At 40.3% G+C, this 21,272-nt stretch carries 16 protein-coding genes; 13 read left to right on the top strand and 3 right to left on the bottom strand.

Going from position 1 to position 21,272, the window contains the following annotated elements:
- Window positions 1-53: 53 nt before the first annotated feature.
- From aroC to WCM76_05625, 8 genes are all read left to right on the top strand, one after another.
- Complete coding sequence (gene aroC, locus WCM76_05660; GenBank protein ID MEI6765108.1) at window positions 54-1,130, top strand: chorismate synthase; 1,077 nt, start codon at window positions 54-56, stop codon at window positions 1,128-1,130.
- Window positions 1,124-3,100 (top strand): OmpA family protein, encoded by a 1,977-nt coding sequence (locus WCM76_05655; GenBank protein MEI6765107.1) that lies wholly within the window; start codon window positions 1,124-1,126, stop codon window positions 3,098-3,100. Before aroC ends, WCM76_05655 begins: the two co-directional genes overlap by 7 nt.
- A gap of 97 nt (window positions 3,101-3,197) precedes the next feature.
- Window positions 3,198-3,608: an energy transducer TonB gene (locus tag WCM76_05650; GenBank protein MEI6765106.1), complete on the top strand. Its 411-nt coding sequence runs from the start codon at window positions 3,198-3,200 to the stop codon at window positions 3,606-3,608.
- A gap of 32 nt (window positions 3,609-3,640) precedes the next feature.
- Window positions 3,641-4,786 carry an ElyC/SanA/YdcF family protein gene (locus WCM76_05645; protein ID MEI6765105.1) on the top strand — a complete coding sequence of 382 codons (1,146 nt, stop codon included), beginning with the start codon at window positions 3,641-3,643 and terminating at the stop codon, window positions 4,784-4,786.
- Window positions 4,787-5,001: 215 nt separating this feature from the next.
- The gene (locus WCM76_05640; protein MEI6765104.1) at window positions 5,002-6,087 is read left to right on the top strand and encodes a CHASE2 domain-containing protein; all 1,086 of its coding nucleotides are present in this window, start codon (window positions 5,002-5,004) and stop codon (window positions 6,085-6,087) included.
- 13 nt (window positions 6,088-6,100) lie between these two features.
- Window positions 6,101-7,039, top strand: a complete 939-nt coding sequence (locus WCM76_05635) for a tetratricopeptide repeat protein (protein MEI6765103.1) — start codon at window positions 6,101-6,103, stop codon at window positions 7,037-7,039.
- A 9-nt stretch (window positions 7,040-7,048) separates the two neighbouring features.
- Window positions 7,049-7,726, top strand: coding sequence for a hypothetical protein (locus WCM76_05630; GenBank protein ID MEI6765102.1), 678 nt, complete (start codon window positions 7,049-7,051; stop codon window positions 7,724-7,726).
- A gap of 21 nt (window positions 7,727-7,747) precedes the next feature.
- A complete protein-coding gene (locus WCM76_05625) occupies window positions 7,748-9,733 on the top strand; it encodes a CHAT domain-containing protein (protein MEI6765101.1) in 1,986 nt (661 codons plus the stop codon).
- Between the two features lie 199 nt (window positions 9,734-9,932).
- Here the strand turns inward: WCM76_05625 and WCM76_05620 are convergent, their stop codons facing one another.
- From WCM76_05620 to WCM76_05610, 3 genes are all read right to left on the bottom strand, one after another.
- Window positions 9,933-10,661, bottom strand: coding sequence for a tetratricopeptide repeat protein (locus WCM76_05620; protein ID MEI6765100.1), 729 nt, complete (start codon window positions 10,659-10,661; stop codon window positions 9,933-9,935).
- Between the two features lie 11 nt (window positions 10,662-10,672).
- Window positions 10,673-11,251, bottom strand: a complete 579-nt coding sequence (locus WCM76_05615) for a sigma-70 family RNA polymerase sigma factor (protein MEI6765099.1) — start codon at window positions 11,249-11,251, stop codon at window positions 10,673-10,675.
- A 234-nt stretch (window positions 11,252-11,485) separates the two neighbouring features.
- The gene (locus WCM76_05610) at window positions 11,486-12,229 is read right to left on the bottom strand and encodes a TerC family protein (GenBank protein MEI6765098.1); all 744 of its coding nucleotides are present in this window, start codon (window positions 12,227-12,229) and stop codon (window positions 11,486-11,488) included.
- Window positions 12,230-12,814: 585 nt separating this feature from the next.
- Between WCM76_05610 and WCM76_05605 the strand changes: the two genes are divergently transcribed.
- The 5 genes from WCM76_05605 (at window position 12,815) to WCM76_05585 (ending at window position 21,265) form a co-directional block, all read left to right on the top strand.
- On the top strand, window positions 12,815-13,231 hold the full coding sequence (locus WCM76_05605) for a hypothetical protein (protein ID MEI6765097.1): 417 nt from the start codon (window positions 12,815-12,817) through the stop codon (window positions 13,229-13,231).
- Between the two features lie 259 nt (window positions 13,232-13,490).
- On the top strand, window positions 13,491-13,907 hold the full coding sequence (locus WCM76_05600) for a hypothetical protein (GenBank protein MEI6765096.1): 417 nt from the start codon (window positions 13,491-13,493) through the stop codon (window positions 13,905-13,907).
- Between the two features lie 320 nt (window positions 13,908-14,227).
- Entirely contained in the window at window positions 14,228-16,486 is a 2,259-nt protein-coding gene (locus tag WCM76_05595; GenBank protein MEI6765095.1) for a caspase family protein, read from the top strand.
- Between the two features lie 33 nt (window positions 16,487-16,519).
- Window positions 16,520-18,022: a trypsin-like peptidase domain-containing protein gene (locus WCM76_05590; protein MEI6765094.1), complete on the top strand. Its 1,503-nt coding sequence runs from the start codon at window positions 16,520-16,522 to the stop codon at window positions 18,020-18,022.
- A gap of 36 nt (window positions 18,023-18,058) precedes the next feature.
- A complete protein-coding gene (locus WCM76_05585; protein ID MEI6765093.1) occupies window positions 18,059-21,265 on the top strand; it encodes a tetratricopeptide repeat protein in 3,207 nt (1,068 codons plus the stop codon).
- The last annotated feature ends 7 nt before the right edge of the window (window positions 21,266-21,272 follow it).

Raw genomic sequence — 21,272 nt, 5'->3', positions numbered from 1 at the left:
TTTTTGAACCTTTCCCGCCCTGTTTTCCCGTTAATATTCATACTTTTGTGTATATGAGCAGTCATTCATTTGGCGGGAATTTCAGACTTTCCATTTTTGGAGAGTCGCATGGTGTTGCAATTGGTGGTGTCATCGAAGGCTGTCCGCCTGGTTTGGCTGTTGATGAGCAATGGATTCAAAAACAGATGGACAGACGCCGGCCGGCTAATACTTTTTTTGCATCCCAGCGACACGAAACTGATATTGTTGAATGGCTGTCAGGCATAGAAAATGGCATCAGCAACGGCTTTCCTATAGCATTCATTATAAGAAACAGCGATCAGCGTACGGCAGATTATAAGGCGCTGAAAAACTCCTTCAGACCGTCTCACGCGGATTTCACCTATTATATGAAATACGGATTAGCGCCTCCTGCCGGCACCGGAATGGCTTCGGCACGGCTCATGGCACCTGTTGTTGCTGGAGGTGGCATTGCCCGTATTTTTCTACAGTCAAAAAAGATAAACATTGTTGCTTACGTTGATGAAATTGGGGGCATAAAAATGAAAAAAAATATGTCTTCGGTAAATGAACTCTCTATTGACGAAAGTTTGGTGCGTTGCCCTGATAAAAGTACATCCGTGAAAATGGAAGGTCTGTTGCGGCAATTACAAAAGAGGGGCGATACGACAGGCGGAACAATTTGCTGCACTATTTCGGGATGTCCTGCAGGTATCGGTGATCCGATTTTTGAAAAACTGCAGGCGCGTCTGGCACATGCCATAATGAGTATTCCGTCAGTTAAAGGATTTGAATATGGCAGTGGTTTCGCAGGAACCGCCATGACAGGCTCAGAACACAATGATATTTTCATTAAAAAGGATGGTGTGATTGCTACAAAAACAAATCATTCAGGGGGAATACAGGGCGGAATCTCAAACGGTATGGACATCACTTTCAGGGTGGCGTTTAAACCCGTTTCGGCAATACATACCAAACAGCAAACTCTTGACGTTAATTTGAAAAAGACAGAGATTGCAATTAAAGGGCGGCATGATATATGTGTGGTGCCACGTGCTGTCCCGATTGTTGAGGCAATGGCTGCATTGGTTGTTACAGATAGTTTTCTCAGGAACAATACGACATGCTGAAAATAGGACACTTCATATCAGGATTTGTAATTTCTTTCATGTTCTTTGCTGCAAATGCTCAGGACAATGAAAGTGCCTGCCCTGAACTTGCAAATAAAAAAGCCGTTAAAACATACCAGAAAGCACTGGATTTATTTAAGGATCGTAAAACTGCCGAAGCATATCCATTATTCAAGGAAGTGACAGAATTGGATCCAACTGCTGCGAATGCCTACTTTTTTATGGGTTATATCAATTTTAAAAAACAAGATTACAATCTAAAAGCTGCCGAAGCAAATCTGCTGAAAGCAGTTGAATTATGCCCCGACGTTGATATTTATGCGTACTATTTTTTGGGTGATATTTATGCCGGTGACGAAAAATGGGATTTAGCAGTAAAATATCTGAGCAAATTTGTTAAAGATGCCGAAAAAGTTGATAATGACGCAGATTACAATCGTGCCGGCGATTTGCTGAAATGGGCAAAATTTTATAACGACGCCTACAGCAAACCCGTGCCATTTAATCCAATTTATGTGAAGGGTATTTGCACCGCCAATGACGAAATTCTCCCGTTTATTTCACCCGACGGTGAAGTCGCTCTGTACACGCGCCGTCTTGAAATGCCCCCGAACAGAAACGACCTTGTCCCCAAGCCTGTTTGGAAAGAGAAATTCTACGAAAGCCTCCGGAAAGACGGTTCTTTTGATAACGGGAAGGAGATGCCCTGGCCCTTCAACGTGTTTGATAATGAGGGCGGTGCTACACTTACACTGCTGAATGATGAATTGTATTATACGGTTGGAAAATACAATATGGCCAATTACCTGAACTGTGATATTTACTATTCCCATAAAGATGCTAACGGAATTTGGTCGGAGCCGGAAGCAGTACCCACAATCAATGATGCTAAAACCTGGGAAGCGATGCCGAGTATTTCCTCTGACGGAAAAACTTTATATTTTGTGAGCGACAGACCGGGTGGTCTGGGTGGATATGACATTTGGAGATCACGGAAAAATGAAGCAGGGGAGTGGAAAACCCCTGAAAATCTGGGGCCGTCAATTAATACGAAAGGAAATGAGAAATCACCGTTCATTCATTCTGATAGCCAGACGCTGTATTTTTCTTCTGATTCTGACGATTTGATGGGAATGGGAGGCTATGATATCTATTTCTCGCGTATGCAGCCCGACGGCAGCTGGTCGAAGCCGGTCAACATAGGTTACCCGATAAACACTAAAGATGATGAGACCTCATTTTTTGCAAGTGCGAACGCCCGTACAGGTTATTTTGCATCAAATAAGCTAAAAGGACCCGGCGGTTGGGATATTTATTCTTTTGAGCTTTATAAGGAAGCCAGAGCAGAAGAAGTGGCCATCATAAAAGGAGAAGTAAAAGATGAAGGTACAAATATGCCGGTGAATGCACGGATTGAAATTAAAAATGTTGAAACAAAAAAAGTCACAGAAATCCCGGTTGACACGGTTACTGGAAAATATGCGGTGGCTGTAATCATGAAAAGTGATTATATTATGACTATTAAAAAACCCGATTATGCGTACGAATCAAAGTATATTTCGCAGGGAGATCCGGTTTTTGACGAACCTGTTATCATCGATTTTGAAATTAAACCGGTTGAAGTTGGTAATTCGTATCGCCTGAATGACGTGTATTTTGAAACCAATTCGTTTGAATTATCCGTAGAAACGAAATTAATTCTTGACGGGTTTATTGAGTTTCTGGAAGAAAACCCCGCTATAAAAGTTTCCATACAGGGTCATACAGATAATGTGGGAAATGATGAAGGTAACCTGAAACTCTCCGAAAGCAGAGCAAAATCAGTTTACGAATACCTCATACAACGAAGCATTGATGCATCCAGACTGTCGTTTCAGGGATTTGGTGAAACAAAGCCATTGGTTTCTAACGATACACCTGAAGGCCGGGCTAAAAACAGACGCACAGAATTTGTTATAATGGGTAAATAACCACAAATGTGTGGGACAATTTGATACCATTGCCTATATTTGTTGCGATTCAGTGTTTATCAGTATAAACCGGGGCAACCCTTAAAAACAATTAATCATGGAGAAACTTATACTTTTTATGGTCTTTGTTATTGGCCTGGTATTCGCAGGTAGTGCGCAGAATAATGGGAATAAAAATCCGTATAATAAAAATTTTAGTGTGAATGTTACGCAGCAAGCGCACTTTCCAAAAGGTGATACTGCCTTGTACTCGTTCATGGCGCATAATATTAAATATTCTGAGACGGCATACCAGAACCGGGCTTACGGCAATGTAATGGTGAGTTTTGATGTGATGGCCGATAGCACACTCACCGGATTTTTAGTATTAAGTGGTGTCGGCTTTGGTGTCGATGAAGAAGTGGTTCGTGTGCTGTCAACCATTAAATTTGCGCCGGCAATGGCAAATGGAACAGCCTACAAATCGAATGTAATTGCCACATTTCCTGTTAAAGCTGTTAAACAATAAGTGTTTTTATTTTATTATAATCGCATGCACAGATGAGTTTTTGGGACACATTGAAACTTAGAATACCGAAGAAATATCTTGTCTTTGTTGCTGCGTTGGTATGGACATTTGCCGGAGGAATGCTACTTTGGAAAGGTCTTGGATGGCAATCTGACGATGTGCAATACCTTATTATCCTTCATATTTTTACCGGGATTACTGGCGGAATATTGTTTTACATTATTTTATTTTCAAGGGTTTCTCATAAACACCTTAAACGAATTTTTCTTCTTAATCAGGAAAAACCCTCTGCCTTTTCTTTTTTCGACCTGCGCAGTTATTTGTTAATGGCATTGATGATTTCATGCGGAATAGTGCTGAGAACAGCGCATTTTTTCAACATGGATAATCTTGGTACTTTTTATATTGCCATGGGAATTCCTCTTCTTTTCTCGGCTTTCCGCTTTTGGAATGCTGGTCTTTATTATCGAAAAACGTATAAATGCTTTTCAGGAACAGACGGCTTCAAGGTTGGGAAGAATGGTAAACTCCGCAGGTGGCTCACGATTTTGTTGCGGCTTACATTGTTATGCTATTTTTTAATTGCAGGAATTGTCTTATACTGTAATTTTAGAATTCTGTTTTATTCAGCACCTTTTCTATATGACGACACAGCCGTAATTCCTGAAAATTCCGTGGGCATTGTGCTTGGTACCAGTAAAAATACAGCCCACGGCTTCGAAAATCTGTTTTTTAAATTCAGAATTGAGGCGGCGGCAGAGTTGTATAAATCAGGTAAAATAAAGTACATTATTTTGAGTGGCGACAACGGTTCTGATTATTACAATGAACCACGCGCCATGAAAATTCAACTGATGGCGCTGGGCGTTCCTTCAGATGCTATTTATCTGGATTATGCCGGATTTCGGACGTTGGATTCAATGTTGCGATGCAAAGAAATTTTTGGGCAGCAGCAATTCACCGTTATCAGTCAGGAATTTCAGAATGAACGCGCTGTTTTTATTGCAAGGCATTATGGCATTGACGCAATAGCGCTCAATGCGCGGGATGTTAAAACTTATTCGGGATTCAAAACAAATGTACGTGAATTGTTCGCCCGTGTCAAAGTTTTCATCGATTTATATGTAACCAATGCACAGCCAAAATATCTTGGAGAAAAAATTCATATTGGCAAATAATGGAATGTTTTTTTAGAAATTCGCTTACCATTGAGCCACAAGATTTATAAATGGTGTTATCTTAATAAAGTAATAATTAAAGTATGAAGCTCTTTTTTCATAAAGATGTACTTTTTTCAACCCTTTTTGTGTTTTTGTTTATGTTTCTGTTGAAACTGTTCATTTTTAATATTCATTTTCTTAATCCGTTAAGTCAATCCCTCAAGGATTTCGAAATGACAGATCTTATTTATTCTCAGCTTCGAAAAAGCGAACATAACGGCAGTGTGCAACTTTCGGATACGAATATTGTGCTTGTAAATGTTGGAAATTTAGGACGGGCTGGTATTGCAAAACAATTGAATATTATCAATCGGTACAAACCGGCGGTTGTGGCCGTTGATATTACTTTTGAAAAACTCAAAGGAAATGCCGGTGATACACTGCTTGCCAATGCCTTTGCAAAAACAAAAAATCTTGTACTGGCAAGCTATTTTGATTATTCCAAGCTTGAATTGAACGCTGCGTTCGATTTGATGCGTACTTCGCACCCTTATTTTAGTGCGGGAAAGCAAAACGCATTTGTAAATTTTGTTTCGGCAGATCCCGAAAGCACGGTGCGCTATGTTCGCCCATCTGAAGAATTTGAAGGGAAAAAATATAATTGCTTCGCTGCAGAAATTGTTAAAAAATTCAGTGCTGACGCTTCTGAGAAGTTTGAAAAACGGGATAACGAAGTTGAAGTCATTAACTACACCGGCCGGCGCGATAACTTCATCGTTTTTGATGCCGGTGAGATAAATGATACAAACGGTAACCTCGCTGTGATACGTGGAAAGATTGTCATTTTAGGCTTTTTAGGTCCCGATACACGCACCCAGGTACTGGAAGATTCTCACTTTACTCCGATGAATGCAAAGTACAGCGGACGCTCATTTCCCGATATGTATGGACAGCTTATTCACGCCAATATTGTTTCAATGATGCTTGCCGGAAGCTACATAAACGAAATGCCATTCTGGCTATTGATAATTGTCGCCTTTGTAATCTGTTACATCCACATGTTTTTCTTCATTCATTATTATGTTCACCGCCACATTTGGTTTCATATATTTTTTAAAGTGGTTCAGTTAATCACTTCATTTATCATTGTTGGAATTTCGCTGTGGCTGTACGCTGATTTTAATTACAAAGTAGAGACCGGATTGATTCTTATTCCGGTCATACTGTCTGTTGATTTGCTTTATTTTTATGATGCTTTGGTGAAATGGCTTCATAAAAAATATGGATATAAAACCTATTATGTTTCGGCACAACATTAAAATTGGCTATTGCATGAGAACTCTATTGTTAATTGTCGTATCCATTTTTCTGGTCATTCCTGTGAAGGCGCAGGATGCTGATTTCAGGATTTTCTATTTTAAAGGAACCTCAGAAATATATACTGCTGCCAGACCAAAAACACCAGTTGTTATTTCTGCCGTTGGTGGTGCACTGAACAAAGGCGACAGGGTCAAATTGTCTGCAGGAGCAGAACTGGTTCTGATTCACAAAAGCGGAGCTTCGGTGAAGTTAAATGTTGCAAAAACGTATCTGGTTAGTGAATTGCTATCTTCAGTCAATTCCAATCCCGACAAAAGTGTTGTTTCGGCTTACCTTTCATATGTTTGGGAAGAACTCAATTCCGAACATTCCGACCTTGATGAGTACAGCCGTTCGCATATGCGCGATAAAGGTGTCGTGAACAGAGGCTGCCGTCAGCCCATTATGGTAAATCCGCCTTTTGGCTCTGCTATTGACTCGGGCGAAATACGGTTCGACTGGGAGCCGGCTTCTTCCGGACGATACGAATTCGTTCTGTACAATACCGATGACGGTGGTCCCGAATTGTTGAAAATTTATTCCGAAAAGGTTGACCTGACTATTTCCGCATCTTCATTTTTCCTGAAGCCGGGCAGTACCTATTATTGGACGGTTTATCCTGAAGGAGATCCTAACTGTGCACGGTTTTCCTTCAGAGTGATGCCTTCCGACGAACAATCCCAGATGGAACAGCAACTTACGGAACTCAAGGCAGGACTTAATTTACCGGAAGATATGAATCAGATTGTTTTGGCTTCTTTTTATGAAAAATATAATTTATATGATGAAGCCGGAGCCTGTTATCTTCGTGCAATAGCGCTTGCTCCGGATAATGCGGGATACAGTAATATGTATGCGCTTTTTCTTGCACGCACCGGCAAAACAACGGAAGCGAAAAAATATTTGAAATAGTAATTGAGAATGCGAAAAAGAATAACAATCACAGTGTTGATAATGATAGTCTGGCTGGGCGCTTGTCGTGCTCAGGATAGTGGCGTGTTCCGCGATGAAGCAGGATATGTGGCACTGGCTTATCAGATGATTAAATATGGATATGAGACAAAACAACCCGTTGTGCTGATATCGGCAGCGATGATATTGGCAGATCACCCTGCCGCCGGGCAATTCAAGCCTTCAAATGAAAACAATGACAGCATCAACACTTATACTCACGGCAGACAGAATAAATTAACAGACATCCCCGGCTTACTAAATGATGCCTTATCTATGAGTGGAAATGATACCCTGATTAAAAATCTTATTGAGCGGGTTCAGCAAAAGTTACTGGCTGTGAATTCAAAAGACCGGGGACGGAAATACAGTCCGTTTGTTCAGGAATATACCGTAAAAAAGAATGCTTCAGTCACCCTGACAACAACATTCAATGGAAATGAAATTGCTGAAGTATTTGTTATTCCTTACAAATCGGAAATGGTGGACCTTTATATTTACAACGATAAAGGTGCGTTGATTGTGTCAGATAAAGGACGCTCGGATAAATGTTACAGCACCTTCAATCCGAAGAATACAGGCGTATATAAAATTGAAATCAGAAACAAAGGCAATAGCGATAATGATTGCTTGCTCATGACAAATTAAAGCCCTACTTTTACTTTCACTATGGGCAGGTTTGCAAAAATAATATTATTCATTGCGATTTTTGTTTTTCCTTGCGTGGCATTTCCGCAGAGTAAGGCTGTAGCATGGCGCTCATCTGAACTTGATGTGCAGCAGAAGGTATTGCATCTGCAGGAGCTTGCTTCCAGTGAAAAATCGGCCGGCCGAAATCTGAATGCATTCAACTATTACCTTTCGGCAATGAAGCTGTTACCTTCTGCATCTCTTTGTTCACCCGGATTTCTGGAATTTTCGTTTGCTGCAGAAATGAATGTGATTGGATTTGTTGATACACTCTTAATGGAATTCAGGAACAGCGGGTCACGGATTACACTATCACGTTTTGTTTTTCCGGTGTATGAACATGCAATTTCAATTGCATATAGAATGTACGCTGTTAATGGCAAGAAGGATTACTTTGACCAGGCCTTCATACTTGCCGAGAAAAGTAAGAATTTGCGTGTGGTTGAAGCCTTGCGGAATTCCGGTGCGACCGCTATGGCTGGAGTTCCGAAGTGGTTATCTGATAAGTTTAACGGGCTTTCAGCCGACCTTGAAAAGTGTCAGCTGCGCTATGCGCATATGAAATCATCGGCATCGGATGCGGCCTGCCTGAAAAAAATTAACGATACTCTGGCATCTCTTCAGCAGCGCAACGACTCGCTTTCGTGTTACATTTACAATAAGTATCCTGCCTATCTTGGGATGATGAACCGCCGTGATTTTACGGCTGCCGATAATGTCCGAAAACAACTTATCGGCGATTCTTCTGCACTTATGGAATATTTTTGTGGTGACTCTACAATCTATCTATTTATAATTACAGGCAAGCAGGAAGCTATCATCAGAACTTCGCGGAAAGACTGCCCTGACAGCTTGATATTATCCTTCCAGCAGGCAATTATCGGGCATGATTTTATGAGATTCAGGAAATATTCCTCACGTTTATATGACCTTTTGTTCAAACCCGCTGAACTTATTCTCAGTGGCCTCAGCCGCGTTATTGTTGTCCCCGACGGCTTGCTGAGCTACCTTCCTTTCGGATGCCTGACGCGTGCTAAAGAAGAGAAAAAATCCGACTATAAAAGTCTCGATTATCTTGTACGGTATTTCTCATTTTCGTATTCTCCTTCTGCTACGGCTTTAATTTTGAATATGTACCGTTCCGAAAGCCGCACAAAGCCTTCCTTTCACTTTTTGGCGCCTTTGTATAATGAAAGTCTGAAAGCAAAATCAAATAGAATTAGAACAACACAACCTGATTCTGTGTATTCACAATTGTCTGAGCAACGCTGGTCAGGCGAGTTGGCAGGTGAACTTAAGAAAATGTTCAGAGGTAATTTTTATCTCGGCGAAAGCGCCAATATTAGCGCTTTTCGAAAAAGTTTTTCTGAACAGGGCATTATTCATATTGCAGCACATACGCTGTTTAATGATGATGATGCAATGAATTCAAGAATTGTTTTTGCCAAAGAAATTGTCGGAGATACGCTCAAGCGTGATGCCTATCTTTATGCGTATGATTTGGTGGGGACGAATGCAAAAGCATCGTTGGTGGTGCTTGCCAGTTGCCGGACAGGTTTTGGAACCTTTCGCCGATGCGATGGCATTTCAGGTATTTCTATGGGATTTAGCTATGCCGGTTGTCCTTCGCTTATTTTTACGTTGTGGGAAGTAGATGAAAAGGCAACGAACCAACTGATGCTGAATTTTTATACAGCATTACAGAAAGGCATTTCCATTGACAGGGCTCTGCAGCATGCACAATTGACCTACCTTGAAGCTGCCAACGAAATCGGCGCCGATCCTTATTATTGGGCAGGGCTGCTTGCTAGTGGCGATTGTCGCCCATTTACTTTTGAAAGTGAACGACGGGCCCTGCCCAAAACGCTGGTTTTAGGTTCAGCTGTTTTGTTTATCGCAATCTCTTTTTCGATATTTGTTATTTTTAGAAGGCGACAGGGTACGAAATCAAAAAGGTTTGTGTAATTTTACAATCAGAAATAAGTGAGTCTAACCTAAATAGAATGTACCATGGGAAAAGAAAAAACCGTTAAAAAAGAAGACAAGAAAAAAGCGACCAAGACCCTGAAAGAAAAAAGGGACGCCAAAAAGGCAAAGAAAAGCTAATAATACCTTGTCAGGAAAAGCCCCGTTAACTATTATGTTACGGGGCTTTTTTATAGAACTATAATTCTTTTATCAGTGCTTTGGCTTTCGAAGCAATAAAGCAATCACCACATTTCAATACTTCGGTCAGAGCGTCCTGAGCCTGAGAATAATCACGCAATTTAATGTATGCAAGACCTGTATAATACTTTGATAAGTAATAGTAAGGCGATGCCACATTCGTTATCTGTATAAACGTGCTGATAGCTTTTTCTGATTGATTAGACTGCAGGTAACATATGCCAAGATAATAATTGAGCGTATCGGTAGCCGGTGTTTGCGAAGCGATGTTTTCAAGTTTAGCCTGAGCAACGGTATAATTTTTATCCTTATACTCAATCATGGCTTCGTCAAGCAGGTGATTTTTTGAAGTGCCCATTACTACTGGCAATCCGGGGTCATCATAATAAAACTGTTTGTAAATTCTTATCGGGAATCGAATATTTTTGTAAATGACAAAACTGGGGATGAGCAACAGGAACAGCACGGCTGCAATTGCAAAAAGAATTTTTAATGAACGTGTTGGTCCCCCTTTTTTTTCGTTACTGTCCGTCTTGTTTCCGGCGAGAAATAGTTTCAGGCGCTCTCTTTCATACTGGCTTATTCCTTCGACCATACAGATATGACGGACATACTCTTTCCTGAACTGCTCGTCACCTTCCAGTCGTGCTTCAAATTCCGCATGTTGGGCTGCGTCCATTTTACCGCCGATGAAATTATCAAAAATATCGTGTAGTTCCATTTCCATAAACCGTAGTTTTATTCAAAAAAATCAGTTCTTTTGAATCGTTCAAAAACTAATGCCTGCAGTCGTTTAAAACATTTTAATTTTTTATTTTTTGCAACATCATCATTTTTAAAATCCATTTCTTTCGCAATCATATCCATTGAAAGGCTGTGAAAATAATAAAGTGTTAGTACCTTTCTGCATTTCTGATCTATCAAGTTCATCAGCTCTTTAACTTTCTCCACCATTTCGGCATTTTTGCCTGTTTCAAGATTATAAGAACTGTCGGACCGGCTGTATATTATTTTTAAGTGTGTTTCAGAGATCCTGTTTTTATTCAGAATATTCAATATTTTATTCTTACCAACCTCGTACAAATATGACTTCAGGGATGCATTACTTGACTTCTGATATCTCCCGTTTACAATGTTATGGTAGACATCGATAACTGCATCCGAATAAACATCTGCAGCTTCTTCCTCACCAATAGTGTATTTGAAAGATGCCCACTTGACAAAATCTTTACGGTACTCCTGGTAAAGAAATTTAAGCGACCCGATGTCATGCTTTCTGAAATCATCAATTAACTTTTCTTCATTCAGTTGATTCATGGGTGTATAGGTTTCGCGGTTAAAAAGTACCCGCTATTTTAAAATATTTTTTTAGAAACGGAGAGTATCAGTTTTTAATTCTACTGGATTTTCAATTTTTATTATCCACAAATATACACAAAGCCACTGAAAAAGCATTTTGAACATCTTGATTGTTCCAAGCCGAATTCGATAAATTATTTATCTGTCTGCAATAATCTGCCGGTTATTTAACCGCTTCTGGCGGTTATTGCATCACGATTTTGAATCAGATTCTTTGCCATCCGGTTTTATTTGCGGATGATGGTTCTTATTCATCCGCATCTGTAATAAGTCTACTAACAAAGCAAAAGCCATTGAAAAATAAATGTAGCCTTTCGGAATCTCGAGTCCAAATCCTTCACCAAGCAATGCAAAACCAATGAGAAAAAGAAATGACAATGCCAGCATTTTAAAGGCCGGATGCGTATTTACAAATTTGCTGATGGGTTCTGCCGCAAACAACATTATTACTACTGAAATGACTACGGCTGCAAACATAACCCATACTACCTTCGCCATTCCAATGGCAGTTACGATAGAATCAATAGAAAATACCATATCCATTATGAGAATCTGCGCAAGTACGCTCGCAAAGCTAACCGCACGACTCGACTTCATTTGTGCAACGGCATCTTTTCCTTCCATCTTGTGATAGATTTCTGTAGCGCTTTTGTACAGAAGAAATAAGCCGCCCAGAATTAATATGATATCCTTACCCGAAATGCCCTGTCCGAAAATTGTGAACAAATCTGACTTAAGCTGCATCACCAATGAAATAACAGATAGCAACCCAAGCCGCAGAAACATAGCTAAAACAAGGCCGTATCGTCTTGCTTTTTTTTGTTGGTGTGCCGGTAGCTTCCCCGACAGAATAGAAAGGAAAACAATATTGTCAATACCTAAAACTACTTCAAGTGAGACTAATGTTAATAATGAGATAAGGATTTCGTAAAACATGAAAAGGTTTTTTATTTGTCCGGCACAAAGTTAGTGTTTTACTAAGTTTTGGGAAGGCTTTGAGGTGTGAATTGATTTCTATCTCTTGTGCTTCTCATGCTCCTTTTTATCCAATATGTTTGATTTAATTAGCAAGAAGCCTTGCAGAATTTTTTAAAGATGAACTATATCATGTTTTTATGAAATGAATAGGAAAACCACATTAACAAGTCTAAAATTAACATATGCGAAACATTGCGAATTCAGCTTTGTGTTTTGTATGTAGAATGATTGTGCTATTTGTAATAAGTTTGTTAGCCTTCTGATTACCATATCATTCGCGTTTTTCGTGATGAAATAATAACGATTGTCTTTGAATTTTTGATCCGCGTTATTTCTTTTTTTAGCGAATAATATAAAAATCAGCATATAATGTAAACTGTCCGGTTCTTGTAATTAACAAATTTTTGCGTTAACAAATAATTATTATATTTGCCTCCTGAAGCATTTTTTTTAATTCGACAGCTTACCTTTGCATTGTAAATTTTATCAATCATTTTAACAATCAATAATTCAATAATAGCTATTAACCAAAACCTAAACAACATGAAAAAATTAATTTTAATTGCTCTGATCGCATTCGCAGGTTCATTGTTTGCCCCTGTTCAAGCACAGGTGAAACAGAAAAAAGAAATCAAAGAAAATGCGAAAGTTTATGAAAAATCCCGTGGCGCCGATGCAAACATTAAATCAGAAAAGCCGGTTGGTGACACCAAAGCTCCCATGAAAGAAAAAGCAAGAGGCGAACTCTGCTATATCTATGTTAACAATTACACACCATATGCAATTGATATCTACATTGACGGCGACTGGATGGGAACTATAGCTGCATATTCAACAGCTTATACCTATGCTTATCCCGGCTCTACAAAAGCTTATGGCAAATCAGTTGGCGGTACCTATACATGGGGACCCACCACCTTCGATTGTGCTTACGAATATACCTGGAATCTCTGGGAATAAACGTTGTAAAAATAATTGTAAAAACCGCCGCTTATGCGACGGTTTTTTTTTGGTCTGGTTTTTGAAAATACGCACCCGAAATATTTTTCTTGATTTTTTAGTTTAACTGAAATGACCACCAATTAGGGCATTCATAATTTATTTGATATTTTTTTAAATGTGCGGTTACCTTTTTCAGGGTTGAATTATTTACTAATAAATCAACACCTGAAAATTTAAATCGATAAATAAAACAATTATTAACCAAAAACCAAGAAGTATGAAAAAGTTAGTTTTAGTTGCACTCATTGCATTTGCCGGCTCACTGTTTGCTCCTGTTCAGGCACAGGTAAAAGTGAAAAAAGAAATCAAAGAAAACGCCAAAGTTTACGAAAAATCGCGCGGCGCCGATGCAAACATCAAAACCGAAAAGCCGGTGGGCGACAGCAAGGCCCCAATGAAAGAAAAAGCAAGAGGAGAACTCTGCTATGTTTACATTAATAATTACACACCGTATGCAGTTGATATTTACATCGACGGTGACTGGATGGGAACCATTGCTGCTTATGCCACAGCTTACACCTATGCTTATCCCGGCTCTACCAAAGCTTACGGCAAATCTGTGGGCGGAACATATACATGGGGACCTACAACTTTCGATTGCCAGTATGAATACACATGGAATTTGTGGGAATAACAGGGTTTTGTTAAACAGGAAAAAGGCACGACAGTTTTGGTCGTGCCTTTTTAACATATGCTCATAAGTGACTGTTGAAGCACGACTGATATTTAACAGTTGAAAGTCCCGACTCTGCAACAGCAAAGCAAACAACAGTATTTTCGCTGTGTTGATGAGTATTTTAATTATACTTTTCCCTTCAATACTTGATTACCCAGTCTTTTTTTTATATTTTTGTTAACTTTCACAGTGAGGTTACTTTTTACCGAACAGTTGTATTAAATATAGTTCAGGTCAAAAGAGTTTTTATTTGATTTAATAAACTAATTACTGAAATCATGACAAGAAGTAAAACATTTTCAGCGATAATAGTGCTTGCCCTTTGTTTTGCCGGGCTGCAGGTTGCCACAGCACAAACCAAAACAGCCCTGATTATTGGTATTGATATGTATAAACCGGCCGATCCTCAGTTGGCAAGTACCCGCGGGGGATGGACTAATCTGGATGGTTGTGTGAACGATGCTGAAGCTATAAAAGAAATAATAAAAGGACGCTTTGGCTTTGAAGAGAAAAATATCACAACCGTTTATAATCAGGATGCGAAACGTGAACGGCTCATTGCCGAATTTCAAAAGCTTATAGATAACGCCAAAAAAGGCGATATAATATTTATTTACTATGCCGGTCATGGTTCACAGGTTTATAATTCACTTTCGACTGAAGCATCCGGCGATAAGTACGATGAAACCATTGTTCCTGCCGATATGATTGATATTCGCGATAAAGAATTTGCTGCCATTTTCAATAAACTTATTGATAAAGGTGCCATTTTAACGCTGATATTTGATAGCTGTCACAGCGGTTCTATTGCGCGCGGCAATTCGGTTCCAGATGTTGCTAAAACACGCCACATTAACGGAAGTGAAGTAGATGCTAAAGATGCTTCAAGTCCGCAGCTTCCTGAAGATCGCGGTGCACTTGTATTATCTGCTGCACAGCCCGAACAGCTTGCCAAAGAAGCAAAAGATGATAATGGAAATCCTCACGGCGCATTTACGGTTGCGCTTATCAAGGCATTGAGTTCCTCGTCGGTTAATGAAGCGGCGGAGGTTATTTTTCTGAGGATAAAAGCAATCATGCAGGCCAACGGCAATACTCAGGAGCCCGTAATCGGCGGTAACCAGCAACGTCGTAGTCAGGGATTATTTGGCGAAGACCTTTCGGTAACCAAAGGAAAAACAATGGTGGCCGTGATGAAAACAAACAGTGATGGCACCATTGAATTGCAGGGTGGTTGGGCAGTCGGACTGAATGAAAAGTGCGAACTTAAAAAATCAGGCGCCAATAATCCGATGGAAAAAATTGTGATTACTGAGGTAAGCGGACTTTCAAAAAGTAAAGCAAAGATGGTAAGCGGCGATATTTCAAATATCAAGGCAGGCGATCTTTTTGAAGTGGTTGTCTGGAGCAGCCCCAGCACACCCAACCTGCAGGTTTGGTTTCCTTCCAGTGCGTTTACTTATGCTGACATATTGAAAACAGCTCAAAAGCTTTCGGCACTGGCCAACAATAAAGATTTTACATGGATAACCGACCCAACGGAGCAAGCGCCAACATACATCATCCAGTACTTTAATAATTCGTGGAAACTGTGCGGCCCAAATGGTAAAATTGATGAGATTGGAAAAGATCCCAACCCGGAATCCGTTTCAAAAAAAATAGCTAAAGGCGGCTTAGTATACCTTCAGTTACCCCCATCACAGGAATTGATTAAAAGCCTCCAGATAGGTGCAGGTACATCAAACACAGCAATCGAAATAACTCAGGATGCACTTGCCGCGAATTATATTCTGGTGGGACGATACGTTGACAATGTTGTGAAGTACGCGTGGATTAGGCCTAACCTTACTGTTAAAGACACAGCGTTCCAGTCCACATTACCGGTAAAAACCGATTGGCTTGCAGTTAAAGATGCGGCTTCCATTAGTGAAATCGGCAACCAGCTTTCACTCTTTGCGCTGAGACTTGGTAAAATAAATGCATGGCTTAACCTGAGCGGACCGCCCAATGACGGAAGCTTCCCGTTTTCACTCGCTCTGAAAAATATGGCAACAAATGCCTACATCACCGATGGAACCGTTATTGGCGGCGAACAGTTTAAAATGGTATTGGTTACAAACAAGGAAAAATTGAAAATGTGGGACGGCAAAAGTCGCTATATATACGTGTTTGCTATTGATGTTGACGGAAAGACACAACAAATTTTTCCTGAGCAGAATACAGGTAATGAAGGTAATAAATTACCAACCAAGGTGTATGATTATGAATCGGAAATTCCCTTGGGCAATATTAATTTCACCATCGGAAAGCCATATGGTATCGACAGCTATTTTATGATTGCAACCGATGACCCCATCAATAATTTTCAGGCATTCAACTGTGAAGGTGTGGTAACACGCGAAGGAACACGTGGAGGCGGTGCTCTCGATAATCTAATCAACGATGTTGGGACGGGCGCACGCGGAATTACTCCAAACGCAACTCCGGCTACGTGGACGCTTCAAAAGTTTTCACTCAAAAGTAAAGAGAAGAAATAATTTCTGATAAACCTTAAAATAACAATAACGATTATGAAAAAGATTTTTGTGCTAGTTGCATTGCTTTTCACAGTGGTGATTCCGGGTTACACTCAAACCCAGCTTACGTTGTCCGATATTCTTGAGAACGTACTTGCATCTGTAGTTACGGTTTCGGTAGAAAAAACGGAAGACACTAAGCAGATACTCGGATTTCGTGGGCAGGAAGCCGATATCGCATATGAAAAAATACTCGATCTCACTGGTTCAAAAAGTTCGGGTTCGGGCTTCGTGATTGAAAAGAACGGAAAAAAATATGTGATTACCAATGCGCATGTTATTGAAAATGCATCGGAAACAGCGGGCAGTGTTTTTATCTATACCATTGACCGCACGAAGTACGAAGGCAAAGTTATTGGGGGCGATTCATTTTATGATATTGCCGTCCTTGAATTTGTGAAAACTCCCGGTGCTGAGGTGAAAGCCGTTGCTTTTTCAACCAAAGAGCCCCGTATCGGAGAAAAAGTTTTTGCTATAGGCAATCCTCTGGGCGAATATCCTTACACAGTTTCCGATGGCATCGTCAGTGCTAAAAATCGTGTTCGCGATGGCATCACCGGGAAATTCGGATTCATCCAAAGTACTGCCACTGTTATCTGGGGCAACTCAGGCGGTCCGCTAATCAATGAAAAAGGCCTGGTAGTCGGCATAAATTCGCAAATTGCGTTTGCGGAAGTTGGAGGCGAATCGCTCTGGCAGCCGCAAATTAATTTTGCCCTCGAAGGAATCCTCAGCAGTCGTTTGGTAGATAATATTATTGCTAATAACGGTCGCGTAAAACGTGCTTACATCGGCATTGAGCTTTCTCAAATGTATGATTACAATGCGGTTGATGCGCTGTTTTCAAGTGACGGATGGTCGCTCACCGACAGCATTCCGGTGCTTTCAGGTGTGTTGCCTGGCTCTCCGGCTGAGGCCGTTTTGAAAAATTATGTGGGTTATAAAGTCGTGAAAATCGGGAATACTGAAATTCGTAAAATTGAAGAAGCACTTGGCGAATTTGAGAATCTGAAACCCGGCGACAAAGTGAAGCTCACTTTAAAAAATGGCGCTACTACACAAGTTGTGGAGTTTGTTACTGAAGAACTCAACCCTCAGAAATCGCAGGCAATAGCGTACTATGCGATTGAAAAAACACCCGATAATGTAAAACTTTCAGCGCAGGACGACAAAGTATATATCGAATTCGGACAAACCGATTATACTGCAAAAGACAAAATGGCGCAGGGCGAAAAAGGAACCAGACTCCGCGGTGAAAATATTTCATACGGAAAATATCAGATCGTAGCTGCCGGCTATGATTCGGAAAAATTTAAATCAATGTGGCGCATAAAATCTCTGGGAGATTTAGGTGTGGCTCTTCGGCTCACTGCATCGCTCGGCGCGCTGGATTTGTATCTTTCCAGAGAAGGACGCTACAAAGAAGATCCCGATGTTAAACGGATTTCCTTTGCCGGAAATGATGAAAATAAATGGAAAGTCGCTCTTTGGTATTAGTATTTTGGTGTGTTTGAACTCTAAATAATTATTGCCATGCTCAAAAAAATATCTGTGTTCATCGTGATGATTTTTCTGCTGCCGTTTGCAATGGTGGCGCAAGAAAAGGGTATTACTAAAATTGTGAGCAACGGTTCTTCATCAACCGGTGTTACCAGAGCAATAATTATTGGCATTTCGAACTATAAGAATGTCCAGAAGCTAACGTATGCACATACCGATGCACTTCAGTTTTATCGCTATCTGATTTCGCCCGCCGGCGGTTCTGTCGATTCAAATAATATCATGCTGCTGCTGAATGATAAAGCTACTGCCGCGCGCATTTATTCGGCACTCGATGCCCTCGTTGATATTTCTAAAGAAGGCGATGAGGTGATTTTTTACTTCTCCGGACACGGTGATCTGGAAACAAAAACAATCAGGCAAAATGGCTTTTTATTAGGATATGACGCCCCGCAGGCGGCCTACATGTCGGGCGGAACAATTGGGCTGAACTACCTGCAGGATTATTTGGTAACGCTGGCACAGAAAAACAAATGCAAGGTTATTCTTATTACCGACGCATGCCGCTCAGGTAAGCTTGCCGGTGGGATGGAAGGCGTAAAAATGACTGCTTCTGCACTGCAGGAACAATGGCAAAATATTACAAAAATTCTGTCATCACAGGCGGGTGAACTTTCTTATGAAGATAAAAAATGGGGACCCGGCGGTGGGGTGTTTACTTATTATTTATTGCGTGGTATCAAAGGACTTGCCGACATGAATAATAATGGTCAGGTTACGGTTTCCGAACTGTTCATTTACTTGTCACAGAATATTCCGCGCGAAACCAAATTTGTCCAGAATCCCTATATCGCCGGCGATTTGGCTTCAGTAATTTCCTACGTTGATACTGCTACAGTTGCACAGATGAGGCGCGAAGAAGCCTCCGGTGGCGGAACATCCGGCGCACTCGCGTTTAAAGGTTTTGATGATAAAATAACGGAAGGTCTGGATAGCACGGTGCTCAAAGCTTACAACACGTTTCAGGAATGTATAAGAAAAGATATTCTGGTGGATGCCGATTCAACTCTGGGCTGTGCCTGGGATATCTACGAGAAACTCAAAGACAATGAAAAAGCCGATCAGGTTATAAATAACATGAAACGCTCGTTACTGGCGGCGTTGCAGGATAAAGCTCAGACGTTGATTAATCTTTATGTGGAAGGAAAAGAAATACCCGACAGCCTGAATATTGATCAAGGCTACAAAGAGCTGGAATATGCTTTAAATATTATTGATTCATCGTACATCCTTTACAATCATATCAAAGCCCGGTTCCTGTTTCTGAAAGGGGGCGTTTATGAAACGGATTATAATGAACGAATTAAAATTGTGCAGGAAGGCTTAAAACTTGAACCCGATGCAGCGTTTGGATGGTTCCTGATGGGGTCAGCGTATTATAATCTTAAAGATTATGATGCCAGCTACAAAGCGTATATGAAAACGCTTGATCTGGCTCCTAGATGGGCCTACCCGATGAATAATATCGGAACGCTCTACGATGCGCAAAACTTGCCTGATTCAGCCAGTAAATATTATTACAAAGCGATTGAATACAAAATCGATATGCCTGAGCCGTATTACAATCTGGGTCTCGCATTTTATGATAAACATGACTACAAAAAAGCCGAAGAATTTCAGGATTTATGCCTGAAATACAAACCTGATTACTGCAAAGCATGGAACAACAAAGGATGGATTTATTACGATCAGGAACAATATCAAAAAGCGCTTGAATATTTTACAAAAGCGGTAGACTGCGACGATTACAACGCCGATTTTAAATCTAATCAGGGTGCGGCTTACGATAAACTGAAAGATTATGACAATGCTATAAAATCGCTTAAAGCTGCGCTGAAAATTGAAGGAAACAAGAAAAGTGCGTTGTATCATCTGGGACTTGTGTATGAAAATAAAAAAGATTTCAATTCGGCGCTGTACTACTATGATAGAGCACTTCGTGGCGATACTTCCTATAATTTTCTTCTTACCAGTATCGGCAGCATTTATGTGTATGAACTGAGCGAATATGAAAAGGGTATAGAATACTATAAACGTTATACCGAATACAAACCCGATTCACCGATTGGTCCGCTTAACGTTGGTAATGCATACTATACCATGGATAACTACACAGAAGCACTCAAGTATTACCAATCCATTGTGGCAAAAGACCCGACGTATAAAAAAGCCTGGTTGTATTCCGGACAGTGTTACTATATGCTGAATAATGAGAGTGAGGCCATGAAAATGTTTCGCAAGGCTTTATCTATCGACTCTGCCTACAGCGATGCATATATTGAAATGGCACGGGTGTACAAAAAGAACAAAGATCTGGATGGTGCCCGCGACATGTACCTGCTCGCACTTGAGAAAGACAGCACGGCTCACAAAGTAAATTATAAACTCGGCGATTTATATTGTTATGATTTGGCCTATTACCCCAATGCCATTGAATCATACCTTAAATACATGAAATATTTTCCCGACGATAAAGATGTGCTGATTGATTTGGGCAATGCGTATTATTATAATTTTCAATATGAAGATGCTATGCGTGCCTATAATAAATACAAAGAATATGACGCCGGTTATAAAGGAATCTACCTCGACATAGCCAATTGCAATGCTGCCTTATTGGACACCGTCAATGCCGTGAAAAACTACTACAAGGCAATTGATATAGACTCTTCGTACTCCAAAGCATGGAAAGCTCTTTCTGACCTGCAGGTTTCAATGGGTTTATATCAGGAAGCGATAAAAGGCTATGTGAATGCCATGAAATACGACACAAGCTACAACTACCTCAATTATACCATCGGACAGGTGTATTTGAGTAATCTCAAAGATTATGATAATTCTGAAAAATATTACAAGCAATATGTTGCGCTGTATCCCGATAAATATTTCGGTTATCAGGGACTCGGTTATACGTATCTGAAAAGCGGTAAAACCAAAAAATCGCTTGATTTATTTATGCTTGCAATGGCAAAAGATCCCGCCGAACCATGGAATTATTACAATCTTGCCTGTTATTATTCCTTGAATGGCGATAAGCAAAAAGCATTGGAAAATCTTTCAAAAGCTTTTGAAAAAGGCTACGACAATCTTGAGCATGCCAAAATAGACAGCGACCTTGAGAATATCAGGAATATGCCGGAGTTCGATGCCATCATCAAAAAGTACACAAAAGATAAGTAACGATAAT

Source organism: Bacteroidota bacterium (assembly GCA_037133915.1).
In the GTDB taxonomy this organism is placed as follows: Bacteria; Bacteroidota; Bacteroidia; order Bacteroidales; family CAIWKO01; genus JBAXND01.
This window is presented reverse-complemented; position numbering and strand designations above follow the sequence as displayed.